This is a genomic window from Phenylobacterium sp. (assembly GCF_041919955.1).
Taxonomy (GTDB): Bacteria; Pseudomonadota; Alphaproteobacteria; order Caulobacterales; family Caulobacteraceae; genus Phenylobacterium.
In genome coordinates this window covers 17,582-30,676 of record NZ_JAYRSU010000031.1, presented here as the reverse complement: position 1 = coordinate 30,676, position 13,095 = coordinate 17,582, and the positions used below count along the sequence as shown (strand labels likewise).

The window sequence follows — 13,095 nt, the reverse complement described above, 5'->3', positions numbered from 1 at the left end:
CGGCGTACAAAGCGGCTAACTAAGGGCTCCGCAAAATTAACGGCGCTCGTAACGCGCTAGCGAAGCGCAGACGTACGCTAGCGGCGTACAAAGCGGCTAACTAAGGGCTCCGCAAAATTAACGGCGCTCGTAACGCGCTAGCGAAGCGCAGACGTACGCTAGCGGCGTACAAAGCGGCTAACTAAGGGCTCCGCAAAATTAACGGCGCATCTAGTCAGGACGGGGTGCTCGCATCCGGCTTATGACAGCTTCGAAAAGCGCCGTAGGCGAAATGCCCAATGCGCTTGCCCAATCGTAAAACTCCACGGGATCGATACGACGCTCCTGCCGCTCGATTTTTGAAACGAACGACTGCGGCCTTTCTAGCCGCGCAGCCAACTCTGCTTGAGTCACTCCCGCTGCCCTCCGCGAGGCGGCCAGCTCTTCAACTACTGCTGCGTATCGCTCGGAAAATAGGGCGGACGCCATGACGGTCGCTCAATGGATGCGACCTCTCCGCTAAAACCTATTTTGGGATAACCCATATCGGGTTATTTTGAGCACTTAAAGCTGAGCTGTTCGGTAGGGGAGTTGGGTGGTGGATAGGGGTAAAACCAAGGGCGTCGTGATTGCATTCGCGCTGGCGTTGGCTTCGTGTGGGAAGAGCGAAGTCAAGCTTGCCGACGCGAATCCGATAGCGCTCATTAGCTCGGGTGACGCAAAGGCGTGCGCGCACCCCGACGTGCTCAAGGTGCTTGAAGGACTTATCGGAACGCCGAAGGGCGATGAAGCTGGCCTAATCCTGCCGGTGGGTGCGGTCGAGATTTCCAAAATGACCTTGCCGCCGTTTACCGTCGATATGATCACGCTCGCGTCCGTGGATATGAGCGTTAAGCGCCTAACCTGCCGCGCAACTAGTAAGATGTCGGCAGATATCGGGGGACCGACGCAGCATTTCGAAAAGGAGATCGTCTACGTCGTTAGCCCGTCTGCCGCTGACGATAAGGAGTTCATCGTTTCCACAGACGCCAGCATCGCCGCGGATCGCGTGAACATCGCGATTGTGAAAGAGATCGCGCGCGGTGTTAGGCAGGCACAAGCGGATGACGCAGCCCAGCAGCGCCTGAAGGCGGCTCTCGAAAGCGCAGGAGCTACCAAACCAGTCAAAGCCATCGTTCCTGCTAGTGCTGAAAAGGAAGCTGCGTCGTCGGCCGACGTCGAGGAAAGCTACAGTGCGGAGTACAATCGCTGCATGGACGCTTCCGGCGGCGTGACCGTCGAAATGAGAGACTGCAATGATGCGGAATACGTGCGCCAGGACGCTCGGCTAAATGCCGCTTACAAGGCCGCGATGGCAGTGCGTGACGAGAGCCAAAAGGTTGCGCTGAGGAACGCCCAGCGCACTTGGATCAAACATCGTGACGCCAAATGCCAAGAAAACCTGGAAGGTGGGACTATGGATTTGCTCCTTGTGGATAGCTGCCACCTCAGCATGACGATGAAGCGTGCCGCGGAGCTTGAAGGAATGACGACCGGCCAGTGATGGTCATCGTTGCTCGACGGCTCGTAACGGGGCCGTCGAGCGATCTGTAGTCGGATTTGTAGGAAGGCGCGGCGAGGTGAAAAATTCGCTAGTTAAAACAACGCCAATGGTCGGACACCCTCTCCGCCATTCCCTGATCTTATAAATTGCTGGGACGCCGCCACCGGGCGCTGGTGTTCAAGCGGGCTGGGGTGCGAATGGCTCGTCGCATGGCAGGAGGTTGGTGGGAAACTCCTTCGGGAGAAGTTCTCCGGTCGCCAGGCCCGCAAGGAATGTCGTCAGGCTACAATCGAACGCCTCGAACCCCCCGAAGCCACGATCATAGACCACGACGCCCCAATCCTTCGGCTCGCCATGCGGCAGCCAGCAGAGGAAGTCTCCGAAGTCGGTTTTTCCGAAAGGAATCAGTCCGCCGGGTTCCGGCCACAGCGGATACGGCCGATCTTCCTCTCCGCGGAGAGCGTAGCAAATCGCGGGGACTTGCGGGACCAGCCGAACGTAAGGGCTTGTCGATGTCGGGACGTGGATGCCGATGATCTCCAGAAAATTCCCGTATCCGTAGAGGCGCACGAAGTCCTTATAGTCCTGGGGCAGCGGCGTCCCCAACTCAGCCTCGATCGGTTCCCAGGGGCCGTCGAAGGTTGTCTGTGGCGTGACGGGCGGTGGAACGGCCTCAATGAGCGCTTCAATGGTCATTTGCGACGTCCGGCTGAGTCCTCTCGAAGAGTTGTCACCGAACGTCGGCGAGCGTCAAGAACAAAGGGGGAACTCTGGTTGCGCGAATCCCCCTCAGAGCCAGCCCGCGCGCTTGAACCGGGTGTAGAGGAACAGGCACGCTGCTGCGATCAGGCCGAGGATCAGGAAGTAGCCGAACTTCCAGCGCAGCTCGGGCATGACGTCGAAGTTCATGCCGTAGATGCCGGCGATGGCGGTCGGCACGGCCAGGATGGCGGCCCAGGCGGCGAGGCGGCGGGTGATGATGCCCTGGCGCTGCTGCTCCAGCAGGGAGCTGGCTTCGAACACCGAGGACAGCACCTCGCGCAGGCCGTCGGCGCGGGAGGCGACGCGGCGCACATGGTCGCTCACGTCGCGGAAATAGGGGCGCACCTCGGCGTCGACGCAGGGCATGTCGTGATGCTCCAGGCGGCTCGCCACCTCCTCCATGGGGCCCAGGATGCGGCCGAAGCGCATCAGGTCGCGGCGCAGGCTGAAGATCCGCATGATCTCGGCGCGGCTGAGGAAGGCGTCGAGGGCCGAGCGCTCCATCTCCAGCACCTCTTCCTCGATCGCATCGACGATCGGGAAGTAGCCGTCGACGATGTAGTCGAGGACGGCGTGCAGCACGTAGTCGACGCCGTGCTTCAGGTGGCTGGGCGCGGCCTCGAGCTGCGCGCGCAGCTCGGTGTGGCTGCGGGCCGAGCCGTGGCGGACGGTGATGATGTGGTCGGCGCCGACGAAGATGTCGGTCTCGCCGTACCCGATCTTGTCGTCCTGCAGGTGGGCGGTCCGCGCGGTCACGAACAGCTGGTCGCCGTAGATGTCGACCTTGGGCATCTGGTGGGCGCTCTGGGCGTCCTCGACGGCGAGGGGGTGCAGGCCGAAGCGGTGCTGGAGGACGTGCAGCTCGTCCAGGGTCGGCTCGAACAGGCCGATCCAGGCGAACTCGCCCGGCGCCATGTCCAGCGACTCGGGCCGCGTCAGGTCGATTTCCCGCACCCGGCGCCCGCCCCCATAAACACAAGCCGCTACGACGCTCATGGGTTTCGCCTGTCCGTTGCTCGCAGGCTCAGCCCTTAGCCTGTTTCGGGCGAAAGATCGAAGTCACGGCGCCGGCGGCGGACCGCCGGCGCCGTTAGAGGTCGCTAAGCGGCGGCCGCGGCGATGCTGCGGCGACGGCGCAGGGCCGTGCCCGCCAGGCCGAAGCCGGTGATCATCATCGCCCAGGCAGCCGGTTCCGGAACCGCGCCGGCGCTCGCGCCCTGGAACTGCACTTCCGAGAGACCAGTGTAGATGCCGTCTTCGTAGTTCGAGAACAGGTCGAAGCGCACGTAGCGGGCCAGCGACGAGAACGCGATCTGCTGGGCGGTGAAGTCGGAGGCCGCGGTGTTGCCGAGCACGTAGTCGCCGAGCGTGGTGTAGGTCACGCCGTCCAGCGAGGTCGAGATCCGCAGGTCCTTGGCCGAACGGCCTTCGCCGCAGCAGCCGCCGTTGTAGTTCCAGATGTCGGTTCCGGTCAGGTTGTAGCTGGAGCCCAGATCGAACACGAGCCAGCCGGTCTGGCTCTGGTCCGTCATCCATTTGTGCGTGTAGTCGCCGTCGTGCACGCCGCCCGTCAGGCCCGAGCCGTTGATCAGGTTCTGGACATTGTAGGTGTAGTAGGTGCTCGAAGCGGTGACGCCGGAAACGGCGACATTGGCGGCTTGGGCGGCTGAGCCGGCCATGGCGAATGCGGCGACGGCCGCGAGCGTGCGAACGATGGCTTTCATGTGATCCAACAGATTTGAGAGCGTGGGGAGGATGGCGCCGGACCAGCCCCTGGCCCGGCGTCCTCGCAACCCTAGGGTGCTTCGAGCCCAAGAAAAACACCGTTCGCGCCTCAGGCGACGAACCGCGCCATCGGGTCGACCAAACAGTTGGCTTGATGACTTGCAAAAACGAACTTATGGTCCGGGCCAGGGAGAGAAAACGCATGTCCGAAGACGTCATGGCCTTCGCCGACCGGTTCGTGGCCGCCATCGAGGCGGGCGACGCCGACGCGGTGCGCGCCTGCTACGCCCCCGACGCCAAGATCTGGCACAACAACGACCGGGTGGAGCAGACGGTCGACCAGAACCTCCGGGTGCTGGCCTGGTTCATGCGCAAGATGACCGACCGCAAGTACCGGATCGTACGGCGCGAGCCGCTGAGCGACGGCTATCTGCAGCAGCATGTTCTGGAGGGCGCCCTGCCGGACGGGCGGGCGTTCTCGATGTCGGCCTGCTGCGTCATCCGCATGCAGGACGGGGTGATCACCCGCCTGGACGAATACATCGACTCCGCCGAGGCCGCGGTGCTGAGCGAGATCCGCTGATGGGTCGGAAGGCGGCGCTGGCGGGAGCCCTGGCGATGGTCATGACCGGCGCGGCGGCGGCTCAGGAACCCTTGGATGCGAAGGCCAGCGATCCGGTCGCCATGGGCTGGATGGTCGGTTCGCCGCCGCCGCCCGAGCGGACGATCCGTTTCGCCGACTCGACCTTCCTGACCTTCCCGCAGATCCGCTGGACGTTCTCGCACTGGCGCGAGCTGTTCCCGACCGCGATCATCGCCCGCGGCCCGGGCCCGGTCAGCGCCCTGCCCAAGGCCGAGCGCGCCGACCTCGATGCGGTGAGCTTCACCCCGCTGGGCGGCGCCGCGCCCATGACCTGGCGCCAGTCGTTGGACGCCAACTATGTCGACGGCATCCTGGTCATGCACCGGGGCAAGATCGTCTACGAGCGCTACTTCGGCGCCCTGAAGCCCGAGGGGACGCACATCGCCCACTCGGTGACCAAGTCGTTCGTCGGAACCATCGCGGCCATGCAGGTCGCCGAGGGCAGGCTCGATCCCGACGCCCTGGTCACCAAGTACATTCCCGAGCTGGCCGGCAGCGCCTTCGGCGACGCCACCGTGCGCCAGGTGCTCGATATGACCACGGGCCTGGAATATTCCGAGGTCTACACCGACCCCAACTCGCCGGCCTGGGACTTCGTCCGCGCCGCTGGCCTGCTGCCGCGGCCGCCCGGCTACAGCGGCCCGACCACCAGCTACGACTATCTCAAGACCTTGAAGAAGGCCGGGGCGCACGGCGAGGGCTTCACCTACAAGAGCGTGAACACCGAGGTCGCCGGCTGGCTCGTGCAGCGGGTCGGCGGCAAGCCGCTGGCCCAGCAGCTCAGCGAGCGGTTCTGGGCGCCGCTGGGCATGGAGCAGGACGCCTATATCCAGGTCGACTCGGTCGGCGCGGCCTATGCGGCCGGCGGTCTGAACCTGTCGCTGCGCGACTTTGCCCGGTTTTGCGACATGATGCGGCAAGGCGGCCGCTGGAACGGCAAGCAGGTCGTGCCCGCCGCCGTGGTGGCCGAGATCGCGGGCGGCGCGCGGCCAGAGCACTTCGCCAAGGCCGGCTATGAGAACCTGAAGGGCTGGAGCTATCACGATCAGTGGTGGGTCACCCACAACAGCCACGGCGCCTATATGGCCCGCGGCGTCCACGGCCAGGCCTGCTACGTCGACCCGAAGGCGGAGATGTCGATCGTCCGCTTCGCGTCGAACCCCAAGGCCAGCAACATCTATCTCGATCCGCTGTCGCTGCCGGCCTACCACGCCCTGGCCGAGCACCTGATCGCCAAACCCTAGATCTTGTCCCATTCGGGCCGACTCGGGCCGAATGGAACGGGCTCTAGCGGGTCATCCAGGGCTTGGACTTGGAGGCCGAGCGGGCGGCCGCCGCCTGCTCGCGCTGGAAACGTCCGCCGCGCGGCGGCTTGGGCTTGGCCTCGATGGCCGCCTTCTTCAGCCGCAGGGCGCGCTGGATCGGGGTTTCGTTCGGCGGGGCGTCGGGCTCGTCGGTCATGTGGCCAGCTTAGCCGATCGGCCCGCCGCGCGCCGCCGATTTCCGCCGCTACTTAACCGGGATCATCAGGTGGGCGTAGGGCGTGCCGGCCCACATGACATAGGGCTTGGTAGTGTCGGGCCTGGCCCCGCTGGGATAGCCGGCCAGCATGGCCTGCGAGCCGACGACCATCACGTGCGGGCCGGTCGACACCCAGTCGCCGTCCGGCTTGGTCGCATAGGGGTCGGTATTGCTGGCGTCCGTGCCGCCGGACAGCATGTACATGAAGCCGGGCTTATCGCCGACGGGCGTCTTGTGCTCCATCCAGGCCATCGCCCAGGCCATCGCGTTGGCGTCGCCGCACATCGGGTCCGGCCCCGGCGTCACCGGGTTGTCGGGCATGCAGGTGAAGTTGCCGGCGCCCTTGCGCACCACCCGCATGGCGCCCTTGGCGTCGGGCGCCACGATGGTCGCGTCCCCGGCGATGGCGGGCGGGGCGGCGGTCATGGCGCTGGCGATCAGATGATCGTCGCCCCTGCTCTCGCCTTTCATCATGGCGTGCCCCTGCATCGCCGGCTGGGCGAGGGCGCCCGATGCGGCGAACACCAGGGCGGCCGAACCGAAAATGGAGAGATGATGCCGTTGCATACTGGAGACCTCCTGTTGAAGCGCTCCCTCCGGCTCAGCTTGGTATAACATCGTTCTTCATAATGCGCGACTCCGGCGCTTGCCTTGGACGGTCGCTCGGTCGAAAGGCTGGGCCATGAAGCAGGTCATCGTCGTCAACGAGGCGCTCGCCCTGCCGCCGGGCAAGATGGCGGCCCAGGTGGCGCACGCCGCCGTCGGCGCGCTGCTGAACGCGCCGGCCGAGAAGCAGTCCGCCTGGTTCCGGGTCGGTATGCCCAAGGTGGTGCTGCGCTGCGGTTCGGAGGAGGAGCTGTTCGAACTGGCGCGGCAGGCCGAGGAAGCGGGCCTGCCGGCCATGGTGATCCGCGACGCCGGCCGCACCGTCGTGGCGGCGGGAACCCCGACCTGCGTCGGGATCGGCCCAGACGAGATCGCGCGCATCGACGCCGTGACCGGCGCGCTCAAGCTGATGAGGTAGGACGATGGTCTATTCGACGAAGCACGGGACCGGGGTCCTCGGCACCATGGAAGAGCCGCTGGAGGCGGTGGCCTTCGAGGCCACCATCGAGCACGCCCAGAACGCCATCCTGTCGTTCATCGCCAAGGCGCGGCCGGTCAGCGGCAAGGACCTCGCCGACTACAAGGGCCAGAACCTGATCCTGCAGATCGACGACGGCCCGGCCCTCGGCGTGGTGATCGTCCACGTCGAAGACGGGGAAGTCGTCCTCAACCTCGCGCCGCGATAGTTTCCGCCTCTGCGCGGCGGGGGAGGAAGGCTAGGTCGCCGCCTCCGCACCTTCCGCCGCTTTCCGCGCCGCCTGCCCGATCACCCGGCTGGCGAAGGCCGGCAGGACGACCAGGGTCAACAGGGTGGCGGTGATCAGGCCGCCGATGACGACGGTGGCCAGAGGCTTCTGCACCTCGGCCCCCGCGCCGCTGGCCAGCGCCATGGGCATGAAGCCCAGCACCGCGACCAGGGCGGTTGTCAGCACGGCGCGCAGGCGGGCCATGGAGCCCTCCACCGCCGCCGCGTTCGGCGCCATGCCGGACTCGATCCGCTCGCGGATGGCCTGGATCAGCACCAGGCCGTTCAAGGTCGCGACGCCCGAGACGGCGATGAAGCCGACCGCCGCCGAGACCGAGAACGGCATGCCGCGCAGCAGTAGGGCCAGCGCTCCGCCGACCAGGGCCAGAGGCACGCAGGCGAACACCAGGGCGGCCTGAGCCGCCGAGCCGAGCGCGAAGTAGAGCAGCACGGCGATGGTCGCGAACACCAGCGGCACCACGATCGCCAGCCGCGCCTGGGCGCGCTGCAGGTTCTCGAACTGGCCGCCCCAATCCAGCCAGGCGCCGGACGGCAGCTTGACCTCGCGGTCGACCGCCGCGCGCGCCTCGGTGACGAAACCGCCCAGGTCGCGGCTGCGGACATTGGCCTGGACGACGATGCGCCGCTTGCCGTTCTCGCGACTGATCTGGTTCGGCCCCTCGCCGGGCTGGAAGGAGATGACCGAGCCGAGCGGCACCATCACCGCCCCGTCGTTCACCGCCAGCGGCGTCTGGGCCACGACCGTCAGGTCGTTGCGGGCCGCTTCGGGCAGGCGGACCATGACGTCGAAGCGCCGGTCCCCTTCGTAGACGCGTCCCGCCGTGCGGCCAGCCAGCGCGATCTGCACCGCGTCGGCCGCGTCGGCGGCGTGGACCCCGTGCAGGGCGGCGGCCGAACGGTCGACCTGGGCGGTCATCATCGGCAGGCCCGAGACCTGCTCGACCTTCACGTCCGCCGCGCCGCGCACGCCGCGCAGTGCGGCGGCGATCTTCTCGGCGGTGGCCTCCATCTCGTTGAAGTCGTCGCCATAGACCTTCACCGCCACGTCGGAACGCACGCCGGAGATCAGCTCGTTGAACCGCATCTGGATCGGCTGGGTGAACTCGTAGGCGTTGCCGATCTGGCCGCTGGCGACCGTCTCGATCTTGGCGACGACCTCATCCTTGGTAAGGCTGCGGTCGGCCCATTGCTTGCGGTCCTTCAGGATCACGAAGGTGTCGGAGATGCTGGGCGGCATCGGATCGGTGGCGACCTCGGCCGTGCCGGTCTTGGAGAAGACCGTCTCGATCTCAGGGACCTTCATCAGCGCCTTTTCCAGCCGCGCCTGCATCTCCAGCGACTGTTCCAGCGAGGCGCTGGGTACGCGGATCGCCTGGACCAGAACGTCCTTCTCGTCGAGCGTCGGAATGAACTCGCGCCCCAGCAGGCTGAAGACGACGAGGCCGACCACCACCGCCGCCCCCGCGCCCATGGCCACGCGCTTCGGATAGGCGACCGCGGCGCGGACCAGCGGCTCCAGCCGGTTGCGGGCCAGGGTTTCGGCCTTGGACTGGTGCTCGTGGGCCGGCGGCTTGATCAGCAGGGCGGCCAGGGCCGGGACCAGGGTGAAGGTCAGGACGAAGGCGCCGGCCAGGGCCAGCATGACCGTCGCGGCCATTGGGTGGAACATCTTGCCCTCGACGCCCTCGAGCGCCAGCAGCGGGGCGTAGACCAGCAGGATGATCGCCTGGCCGTAGGCGGCCGGCCGCACCATCTGGCGCGCGGCGGCCACGGCCTCGTCCATTCGTTCTGCGAGCGTCAGGTCGCGGCCCTCGCCCTGGCGGCGCAGGGTCAGGCGGCGCAGGGTGTTCTCGACCACCACCACGGCCCCGTCGACCAGCAGGCCGAAGTCGAGGGCGCCCAGACTCATCAGGTTCCCCGACACCCCGAACCGGTTCATGCCGATCACGCCGAACAGGAAGGCCAGCGGGATGACCAGGGCGGTGATGATCGCCGCACGGACGTTCCCCAGCAGCAGGAACAGCACCACGATCACCAGCAGGGCGCCTTCGGCGAGGCTTGTTCTCACGGTGGCGATGGTGCGGTCGACCAGGGCGGTGCGGTCGAGTACGGCCTTGGCCTCGATTCCCGGCGGCAGCGAGGCCTTGATCGTGTCCAGCCGCTGTCCGACCGCATGGGCGACGGTGCGGCTGTTCTCGCCGGCCAGCATCAGGGCCGTGCCGATCACCACCTCCTCGCCGTTCTGCTGGGCCGCCCCAAGGCGTGCGGCCTGGCCGATCTCGACGGTGGCGACGTCCGAGACCCGCACCACCAGACCGGCGCGGTTCTTGATCGGGGCGGCGGCCAGATCCTCGATGGAGGTCACCCGCGCGTCGGCGCGCACCACATAGGCCTCGCCCCCGCGTGAGACATAGCCGGCGCCGGCCACGGTGTTGGCGTGCTCGACCGCCTCGACCACCTCGTTCAGGCCCACGCCATAGGCGGTCATGCGGGCGGGGTCTGGCCGCACGGCGTACTTCTTGACGTAGCCGCCGATGACGTCGATCCCGGCGACGCCCGGCACAGTTTTGAGCTGGGGCGTGATGATCCAGTCCTGGACGGTGCGCAGATAGGTCGCCTTGGCCATTTCGCTGGTCAGGCGCTCGCCCTCGGGGGTGATGTAGGCGCCGTCGGGTTGCGGGCCCGGCTGGCCAGGCCTGACGCCCTTGGCCGGGGCCATCTTGACGGTCCACATCATCACCTCGCCCAGGCCGGTGGTGATCGGGGCCATGGCCGGCTCCGCGCCGGCGGGCAGATCGTCGCGCGCCCCGGCCATTCGCTCGGCCACCTGGTTGCGGGCGAAATAGATGTCGGTGGCGTCGGTGAAGACCGCGGTGATCTGCGAGAAGCCGTTGCGTGAAATGGACCTGGTCTCGACCAGGCCCGGAATGCCGGTCAGGGCGGTTTCGAGCGGGTAGGTGACCCGCTGCTCGATCTCTTCTGGCGACAGGGCGGGGGCGACGGTGGTCACCTGGACCTGGCGGTTGGTGATGTCCGGCACCGCGTCGATCGGCAGGCGGAAAAGTTCGAAGGCGCCGAAGACGGCGATGAGGGCGGCCAGCAGTAGGACCGCGAATCTGTGGCGCACGGACAGCGCCACGACCTTGCTCAGCATGGCGATCGCTCCCTAATGCCCGTGCTCGGCTTCGCCCTTGGCGAGCTCGGCCTTGAGAACGAAGGCGCCGCGGCCGGCGACGGTCTCGCCGCCCTTCAGACCCGTGACGATTTGGGTCTGTCCGCCGCCCGAGCGGCCGACGGTCACAGAGCGGAGGCGAAAGCCGCCCGGCTCGGCCACGAACACGACAGAGCGGCCTTCGAGGGTCTGGACCGCTTCGCTCGGCACGCTGGGCAGGCCCTCGCCGTCGGCGGACGCCTGGGCGCTGACGGCCGCACCGGGCGTCAGGCCGTCGCGGTCGGGCCGGGCGCGGACCACGGCGGCGCCGGTCGCGCCCTGGGCCAGCGGCGCCAGGCCGATGATGGTCGCGGCGACCTCGCGGCCATCCGGCCCGATCAGGTTAAGCGGCGCACCGACCTTCAGCTTGGCGGCGGCGTCCGCCGGGACGTTGAAGACCACCTCCAGACGGCGCGGGTCGGAGACCTCCGCCACCGGCGCGCCCTGGGCGACGAAGCCGCCGGGCGCGACCTGCACTCCGGTGACGAGGCCGGCGATCGGACTGCGGATGGTCGCTCGGCCGTTCACGCCCGGCGAGCCGGAGGCGGTGACGCGGGCGCGGGCGGCGGCGGCCTGGGCGCTGGCCCGGGCCGCGGCGGCGCGGGCGGCCTCGAAGTCCTGGCGGGCGGTGACGCCTTCCTTCAGCAGCCGGCTCTCGCGGGCCAGGGCCGCCTGGGCGGCCTCGGCCTCTGCCCCGGCGGCGACGGCTTCGGCGCTCGCGAGGGCGCCGTCGGCGCTGCGGATCAGCACCAGACCTCCGCCGGCCCCGACCTGGACGCCGGGCGAGACCAGCACGCGCTCGACCACGCCGGCGACGGGGGCGGCGACCACGGCGCGGGCGTCGGGTGCGGCCTCGACCCGGCCGGTCAGGCGCACATCCGATCCGCCGCCACGGCCGACCGTGACCACAGCGATCCCTGCGGCCGAGGCGTCGGCGGTCGAGATCTCGATGCGGCCCTCCTCGGTCTTGGCCTCGGCCGCGGCCTCTTCGTGCGGCGTCTCGGCGGCCGGCGGCCGCAGACTGGCCAGGCCGTAGCCGGCGGCCAGGGCGGCGAGGATGGCGGCTCCGCTCAGCAGAGCCCTTCTGTCGATCTTGATCATGTCAGGCTCCGAACGGGGGCTTGCCGGCCAGGCGGGCGGCTTCGGCCTCGGCGCGGACGCGGGCCAGCCGCGCCTCCAGCGCCTGCAGGCGCGCCGAGGCCAGGGCCCGGCGCGCGGCGGTCAGTTCGATCAGCGGCAGGCGGCCGGCCTCGTAGCCGATGCGCGACAGGCGGTAGGCCTCGGCGGCGGCGGCTTCGCCGGACTGGGCCGCGCCCACCCGCGCAGCGGCCCCGCGAGCCAGAGCGCGGGCCGCGGCCAGGTCGGCCTGCGCCTCCAACTGGATTCGCGCCAGCCGGGCCTCGGCGGCGCGCAGGTCGGCGCGCGCAGCGGCGGTGTTCCCGCGGTTGCGGTCGAACAGCGGCAGCGGCAGGGCCGCCCCGGCGACGAAGGCGGTGGAGTCGTCGCCGGCGAACCGGCGAACGCCTGCGGACAGCGTCAGCTCCGGCAGAGCGGCCAGTCGCTCCACCCGAACCTGGGCCTGGGCCCGGTCACGGTCGGCTTCTGCGGCCAGGATCGAGGGCGCCGCGCCCGGCGCGGGGGCCGCGGCCGGCGGCTCGGCGTCCAGTAGGCTTGCGGCCAGGGCGTCGAACGGCCGCTCGGCCCCGGCCAGGGCGGAAAGTCTGGCGAAGGCGCCTTCGCGCGCGGCCTTCGCCTCCTCGACGGCGGCTTCGGCGGCCTGGGCCTCGGCCTGACCCTGCAGGGCGCGCAGTTCAGCCTCCTTGCCGGCCTCGACCAGCAGGCGCGCGGCGCGGGCGTCGGCCTGGGCGGCGGCCAGCAGATCTCCGGCCTGGTCAGCTCGGCGGTCGGCGGCTTCCGCCTCGGCATAGGCCAGGGCCAGGGCCGCGGCGTAGTCGGCGCGCGCCTGGATGTCCTGGGCGCGGGCCAGCTTCAGCCCCTGGGTCGCGCCGGCGATGCGCGCCGAGCGCTTGCCGCCCAGTTCGAGCGTCTGGCTAAGCGAGAGCGTGGTCTCGGCGGCGTCGAAGCCTTCGAGCGGGCCCTTGCCGGCGAAGTTTTCCACGCCGAGCGAAAGCTCGGGATTGCGCCAGGCGCGGGACTGGAGGAGGCGGCCCTCGGCCGCGTCGACCCCGGCGCGGCTTTCGAGCCGGGCGGGGGCGTCGGCCGACCTGGCCAGCAGGTCGGGGAAGGGCGGCGCGGTTTCGGCCAGGGCCGGACCTGCGGACGCCAGGCCGCCTGCGGCCACGAGGGCCGCCAGGCGGGTGTGAATCGGCAACATTGTG

14 protein-coding genes are annotated in these 13,095 nt (G+C 68.7%); 5 read left to right on the top strand and 9 right to left on the bottom strand.

The window, feature by feature from the left end; translation table 11 throughout:
• Positions 1-210: 210 nt before the first annotated feature.
• Positions 211-468, bottom strand: a complete 258-nt coding sequence (locus tag ACE3T2_RS19445) for a helix-turn-helix domain-containing protein (RefSeq protein ID WP_374660412.1) — start codon at positions 466-468, stop codon at positions 211-213.
• Between the two features lie 109 nt (positions 469-577).
• Between ACE3T2_RS19445 and ACE3T2_RS19440 the strand changes: the two genes are divergently transcribed.
• Complete coding sequence (locus ACE3T2_RS19440) at positions 578-1,522, top strand: lysozyme inhibitor LprI family protein (protein ID WP_374660410.1); 945 nt, start codon at positions 578-580, stop codon at positions 1,520-1,522.
• 177 nt (positions 1,523-1,699) lie between these two features.
• Here the strand turns inward: ACE3T2_RS19440 and ACE3T2_RS19435 are convergent, their stop codons facing one another.
• The 3 genes from ACE3T2_RS19435 to ACE3T2_RS19425 form a co-directional block, all read right to left on the bottom strand.
• Entirely contained in the window at positions 1,700-2,218 is a 519-nt protein-coding gene (locus ACE3T2_RS19435; protein ID WP_374660408.1) for an SMI1/KNR4 family protein, read from the bottom strand.
• A 93-nt stretch (positions 2,219-2,311) separates the two neighbouring features.
• The gene (locus tag ACE3T2_RS19430; protein ID WP_374660406.1) at positions 2,312-3,280 is read right to left on the bottom strand and encodes a magnesium and cobalt transport protein CorA; all 969 of its coding nucleotides are present in this window, start codon (positions 3,278-3,280) and stop codon (positions 2,312-2,314) included.
• 104 nt (positions 3,281-3,384) lie between these two features.
• Positions 3,385-4,008: a discoidin domain-containing protein gene (locus ACE3T2_RS19425; protein WP_374660404.1), complete on the bottom strand. Its 624-nt coding sequence runs from the start codon at positions 4,006-4,008 to the stop codon at positions 3,385-3,387.
• Positions 4,009-4,211: 203 nt separating this feature from the next.
• On the opposite strand from ACE3T2_RS19425, the gene ACE3T2_RS19420 reads away from it, so the two are divergent.
• Complete coding sequence (locus ACE3T2_RS19420; RefSeq protein ID WP_374660402.1) at positions 4,212-4,592, top strand: nuclear transport factor 2 family protein; 381 nt, start codon at positions 4,212-4,214, stop codon at positions 4,590-4,592.
• The gene (locus tag ACE3T2_RS19415; protein ID WP_374660400.1) at positions 4,592-5,896 is read left to right on the top strand and encodes a serine hydrolase domain-containing protein; all 1,305 of its coding nucleotides are present in this window, start codon (positions 4,592-4,594) and stop codon (positions 5,894-5,896) included. Before ACE3T2_RS19420 ends, ACE3T2_RS19415 begins: the two co-directional genes overlap by 1 nt.
• A 43-nt stretch (positions 5,897-5,939) precedes the next feature.
• Here the strand turns inward: ACE3T2_RS19415 and ACE3T2_RS19410 are convergent, their stop codons facing one another.
• Positions 5,940-6,113 carry a hypothetical protein gene (locus tag ACE3T2_RS19410; RefSeq protein WP_374660398.1) on the bottom strand — a complete coding sequence of 58 codons (174 nt, stop codon included), beginning with the start codon at positions 6,111-6,113 and terminating at the stop codon, positions 5,940-5,942.
• A 48-nt stretch (positions 6,114-6,161) separates the two neighbouring features.
• Entirely contained in the window at positions 6,162-6,740 is a 579-nt protein-coding gene (locus ACE3T2_RS19405; RefSeq protein WP_374660396.1) for a hypothetical protein, read from the bottom strand.
• A 115-nt stretch (positions 6,741-6,855) separates the two neighbouring features.
• Between ACE3T2_RS19405 and pth2 the strand changes: the two genes are divergently transcribed.
• Together pth2 and ACE3T2_RS19395 are read left to right on the top strand one after the other, a co-directional pair.
• Positions 6,856-7,197, top strand: a complete 342-nt coding sequence (gene pth2, locus ACE3T2_RS19400) for a peptidyl-tRNA hydrolase Pth2 (RefSeq protein WP_374660394.1) — start codon at positions 6,856-6,858, stop codon at positions 7,195-7,197.
• A 4-nt stretch (positions 7,198-7,201) separates the two neighbouring features.
• Positions 7,202-7,465 carry a hypothetical protein gene (locus ACE3T2_RS19395; RefSeq protein ID WP_374660392.1) on the top strand — a complete coding sequence of 88 codons (264 nt, stop codon included), beginning with the start codon at positions 7,202-7,204 and terminating at the stop codon, positions 7,463-7,465.
• A gap of 30 nt (positions 7,466-7,495) precedes the next feature.
• Here ACE3T2_RS19395 and ACE3T2_RS19390 read toward each other — a convergent pair whose 3' ends face one another.
• The 3 genes from ACE3T2_RS19390 to ACE3T2_RS19380 are packed head-to-tail and all read right to left on the bottom strand — an operon-like array spanning position 7,496 to position 13,091.
• Positions 7,496-10,699 carry an efflux RND transporter permease subunit gene (locus ACE3T2_RS19390; protein ID WP_374660390.1) on the bottom strand — a complete coding sequence of 1,068 codons (3,204 nt, stop codon included), beginning with the start codon at positions 10,697-10,699 and terminating at the stop codon, positions 7,496-7,498.
• A 12-nt stretch (positions 10,700-10,711) separates the two neighbouring features.
• Entirely contained in the window at positions 10,712-11,857 is a 1,146-nt protein-coding gene (locus tag ACE3T2_RS19385) for an efflux RND transporter periplasmic adaptor subunit (protein WP_374660388.1), read from the bottom strand.
• 1 nt (position 11,858) lies between these two features.
• Positions 11,859-13,091 carry a TolC family protein gene (locus tag ACE3T2_RS19380; protein ID WP_374660386.1) on the bottom strand — a complete coding sequence of 411 codons (1,233 nt, stop codon included), beginning with the start codon at positions 13,089-13,091 and terminating at the stop codon, positions 11,859-11,861.
• Positions 13,092-13,095 lie beyond the last annotated feature (4 nt).

Bases quoted from the DNA above. Each gene is read 5' to 3' on its own strand.
- ACE3T2_RS19445 (WP_374660412.1), bottom strand. From the start codon at position 468: ATGGCGTCCGCCCTATTTTCCGAGCGATACGCAGCAGTAGTTGAAGAG.
- ACE3T2_RS19435 (WP_374660408.1), bottom strand. From the start codon at position 2,218: ATGACCATTGAAGCGCTCATTGAGGCCGTTCCACCGCCCGTCACGCCA.
- ACE3T2_RS19430 (WP_374660406.1), bottom strand. From the start codon at position 3,280: ATGAGCGTCGTAGCGGCTTGTGTTTATGGGGGCGGGCGCCGGGTGCGG.
- ACE3T2_RS19425 (WP_374660404.1), bottom strand. From the start codon at position 4,008: ATGAAAGCCATCGTTCGCACGCTCGCGGCCGTCGCCGCATTCGCCATG.
- ACE3T2_RS19420 (WP_374660402.1), top strand. From the start codon at position 4,212: ATGTCCGAAGACGTCATGGCCTTCGCCGACCGGTTCGTGGCCGCCATC.
- ACE3T2_RS19415 (WP_374660400.1), top strand. From the start codon at position 4,592: ATGGGTCGGAAGGCGGCGCTGGCGGGAGCCCTGGCGATGGTCATGACC.
- ACE3T2_RS19410 (WP_374660398.1), bottom strand. From the start codon at position 6,113: ATGACCGACGAGCCCGACGCCCCGCCGAACGAAACCCCGATCCAGCGC.
- ACE3T2_RS19405 (WP_374660396.1), bottom strand. From the start codon at position 6,740: ATGCAACGGCATCATCTCTCCATTTTCGGTTCGGCCGCCCTGGTGTTC.
- pth2 (WP_374660394.1), top strand. From the start codon at position 6,856: ATGAAGCAGGTCATCGTCGTCAACGAGGCGCTCGCCCTGCCGCCGGGC.
- ACE3T2_RS19395 (WP_374660392.1), top strand. From the start codon at position 7,202: ATGGTCTATTCGACGAAGCACGGGACCGGGGTCCTCGGCACCATGGAA.
- ACE3T2_RS19390 (WP_374660390.1), bottom strand. From the start codon at position 10,699: ATGCTGAGCAAGGTCGTGGCGCTGTCCGTGCGCCACAGATTCGCGGTC.
- ACE3T2_RS19385 (WP_374660388.1), bottom strand. From the start codon at position 11,857: ATGATCAAGATCGACAGAAGGGCTCTGCTGAGCGGAGCCGCCATCCTC.
- ACE3T2_RS19380 (WP_374660386.1), bottom strand. From the start codon at position 13,091: ATGTTGCCGATTCACACCCGCCTGGCGGCCCTCGTGGCCGCAGGCGGC.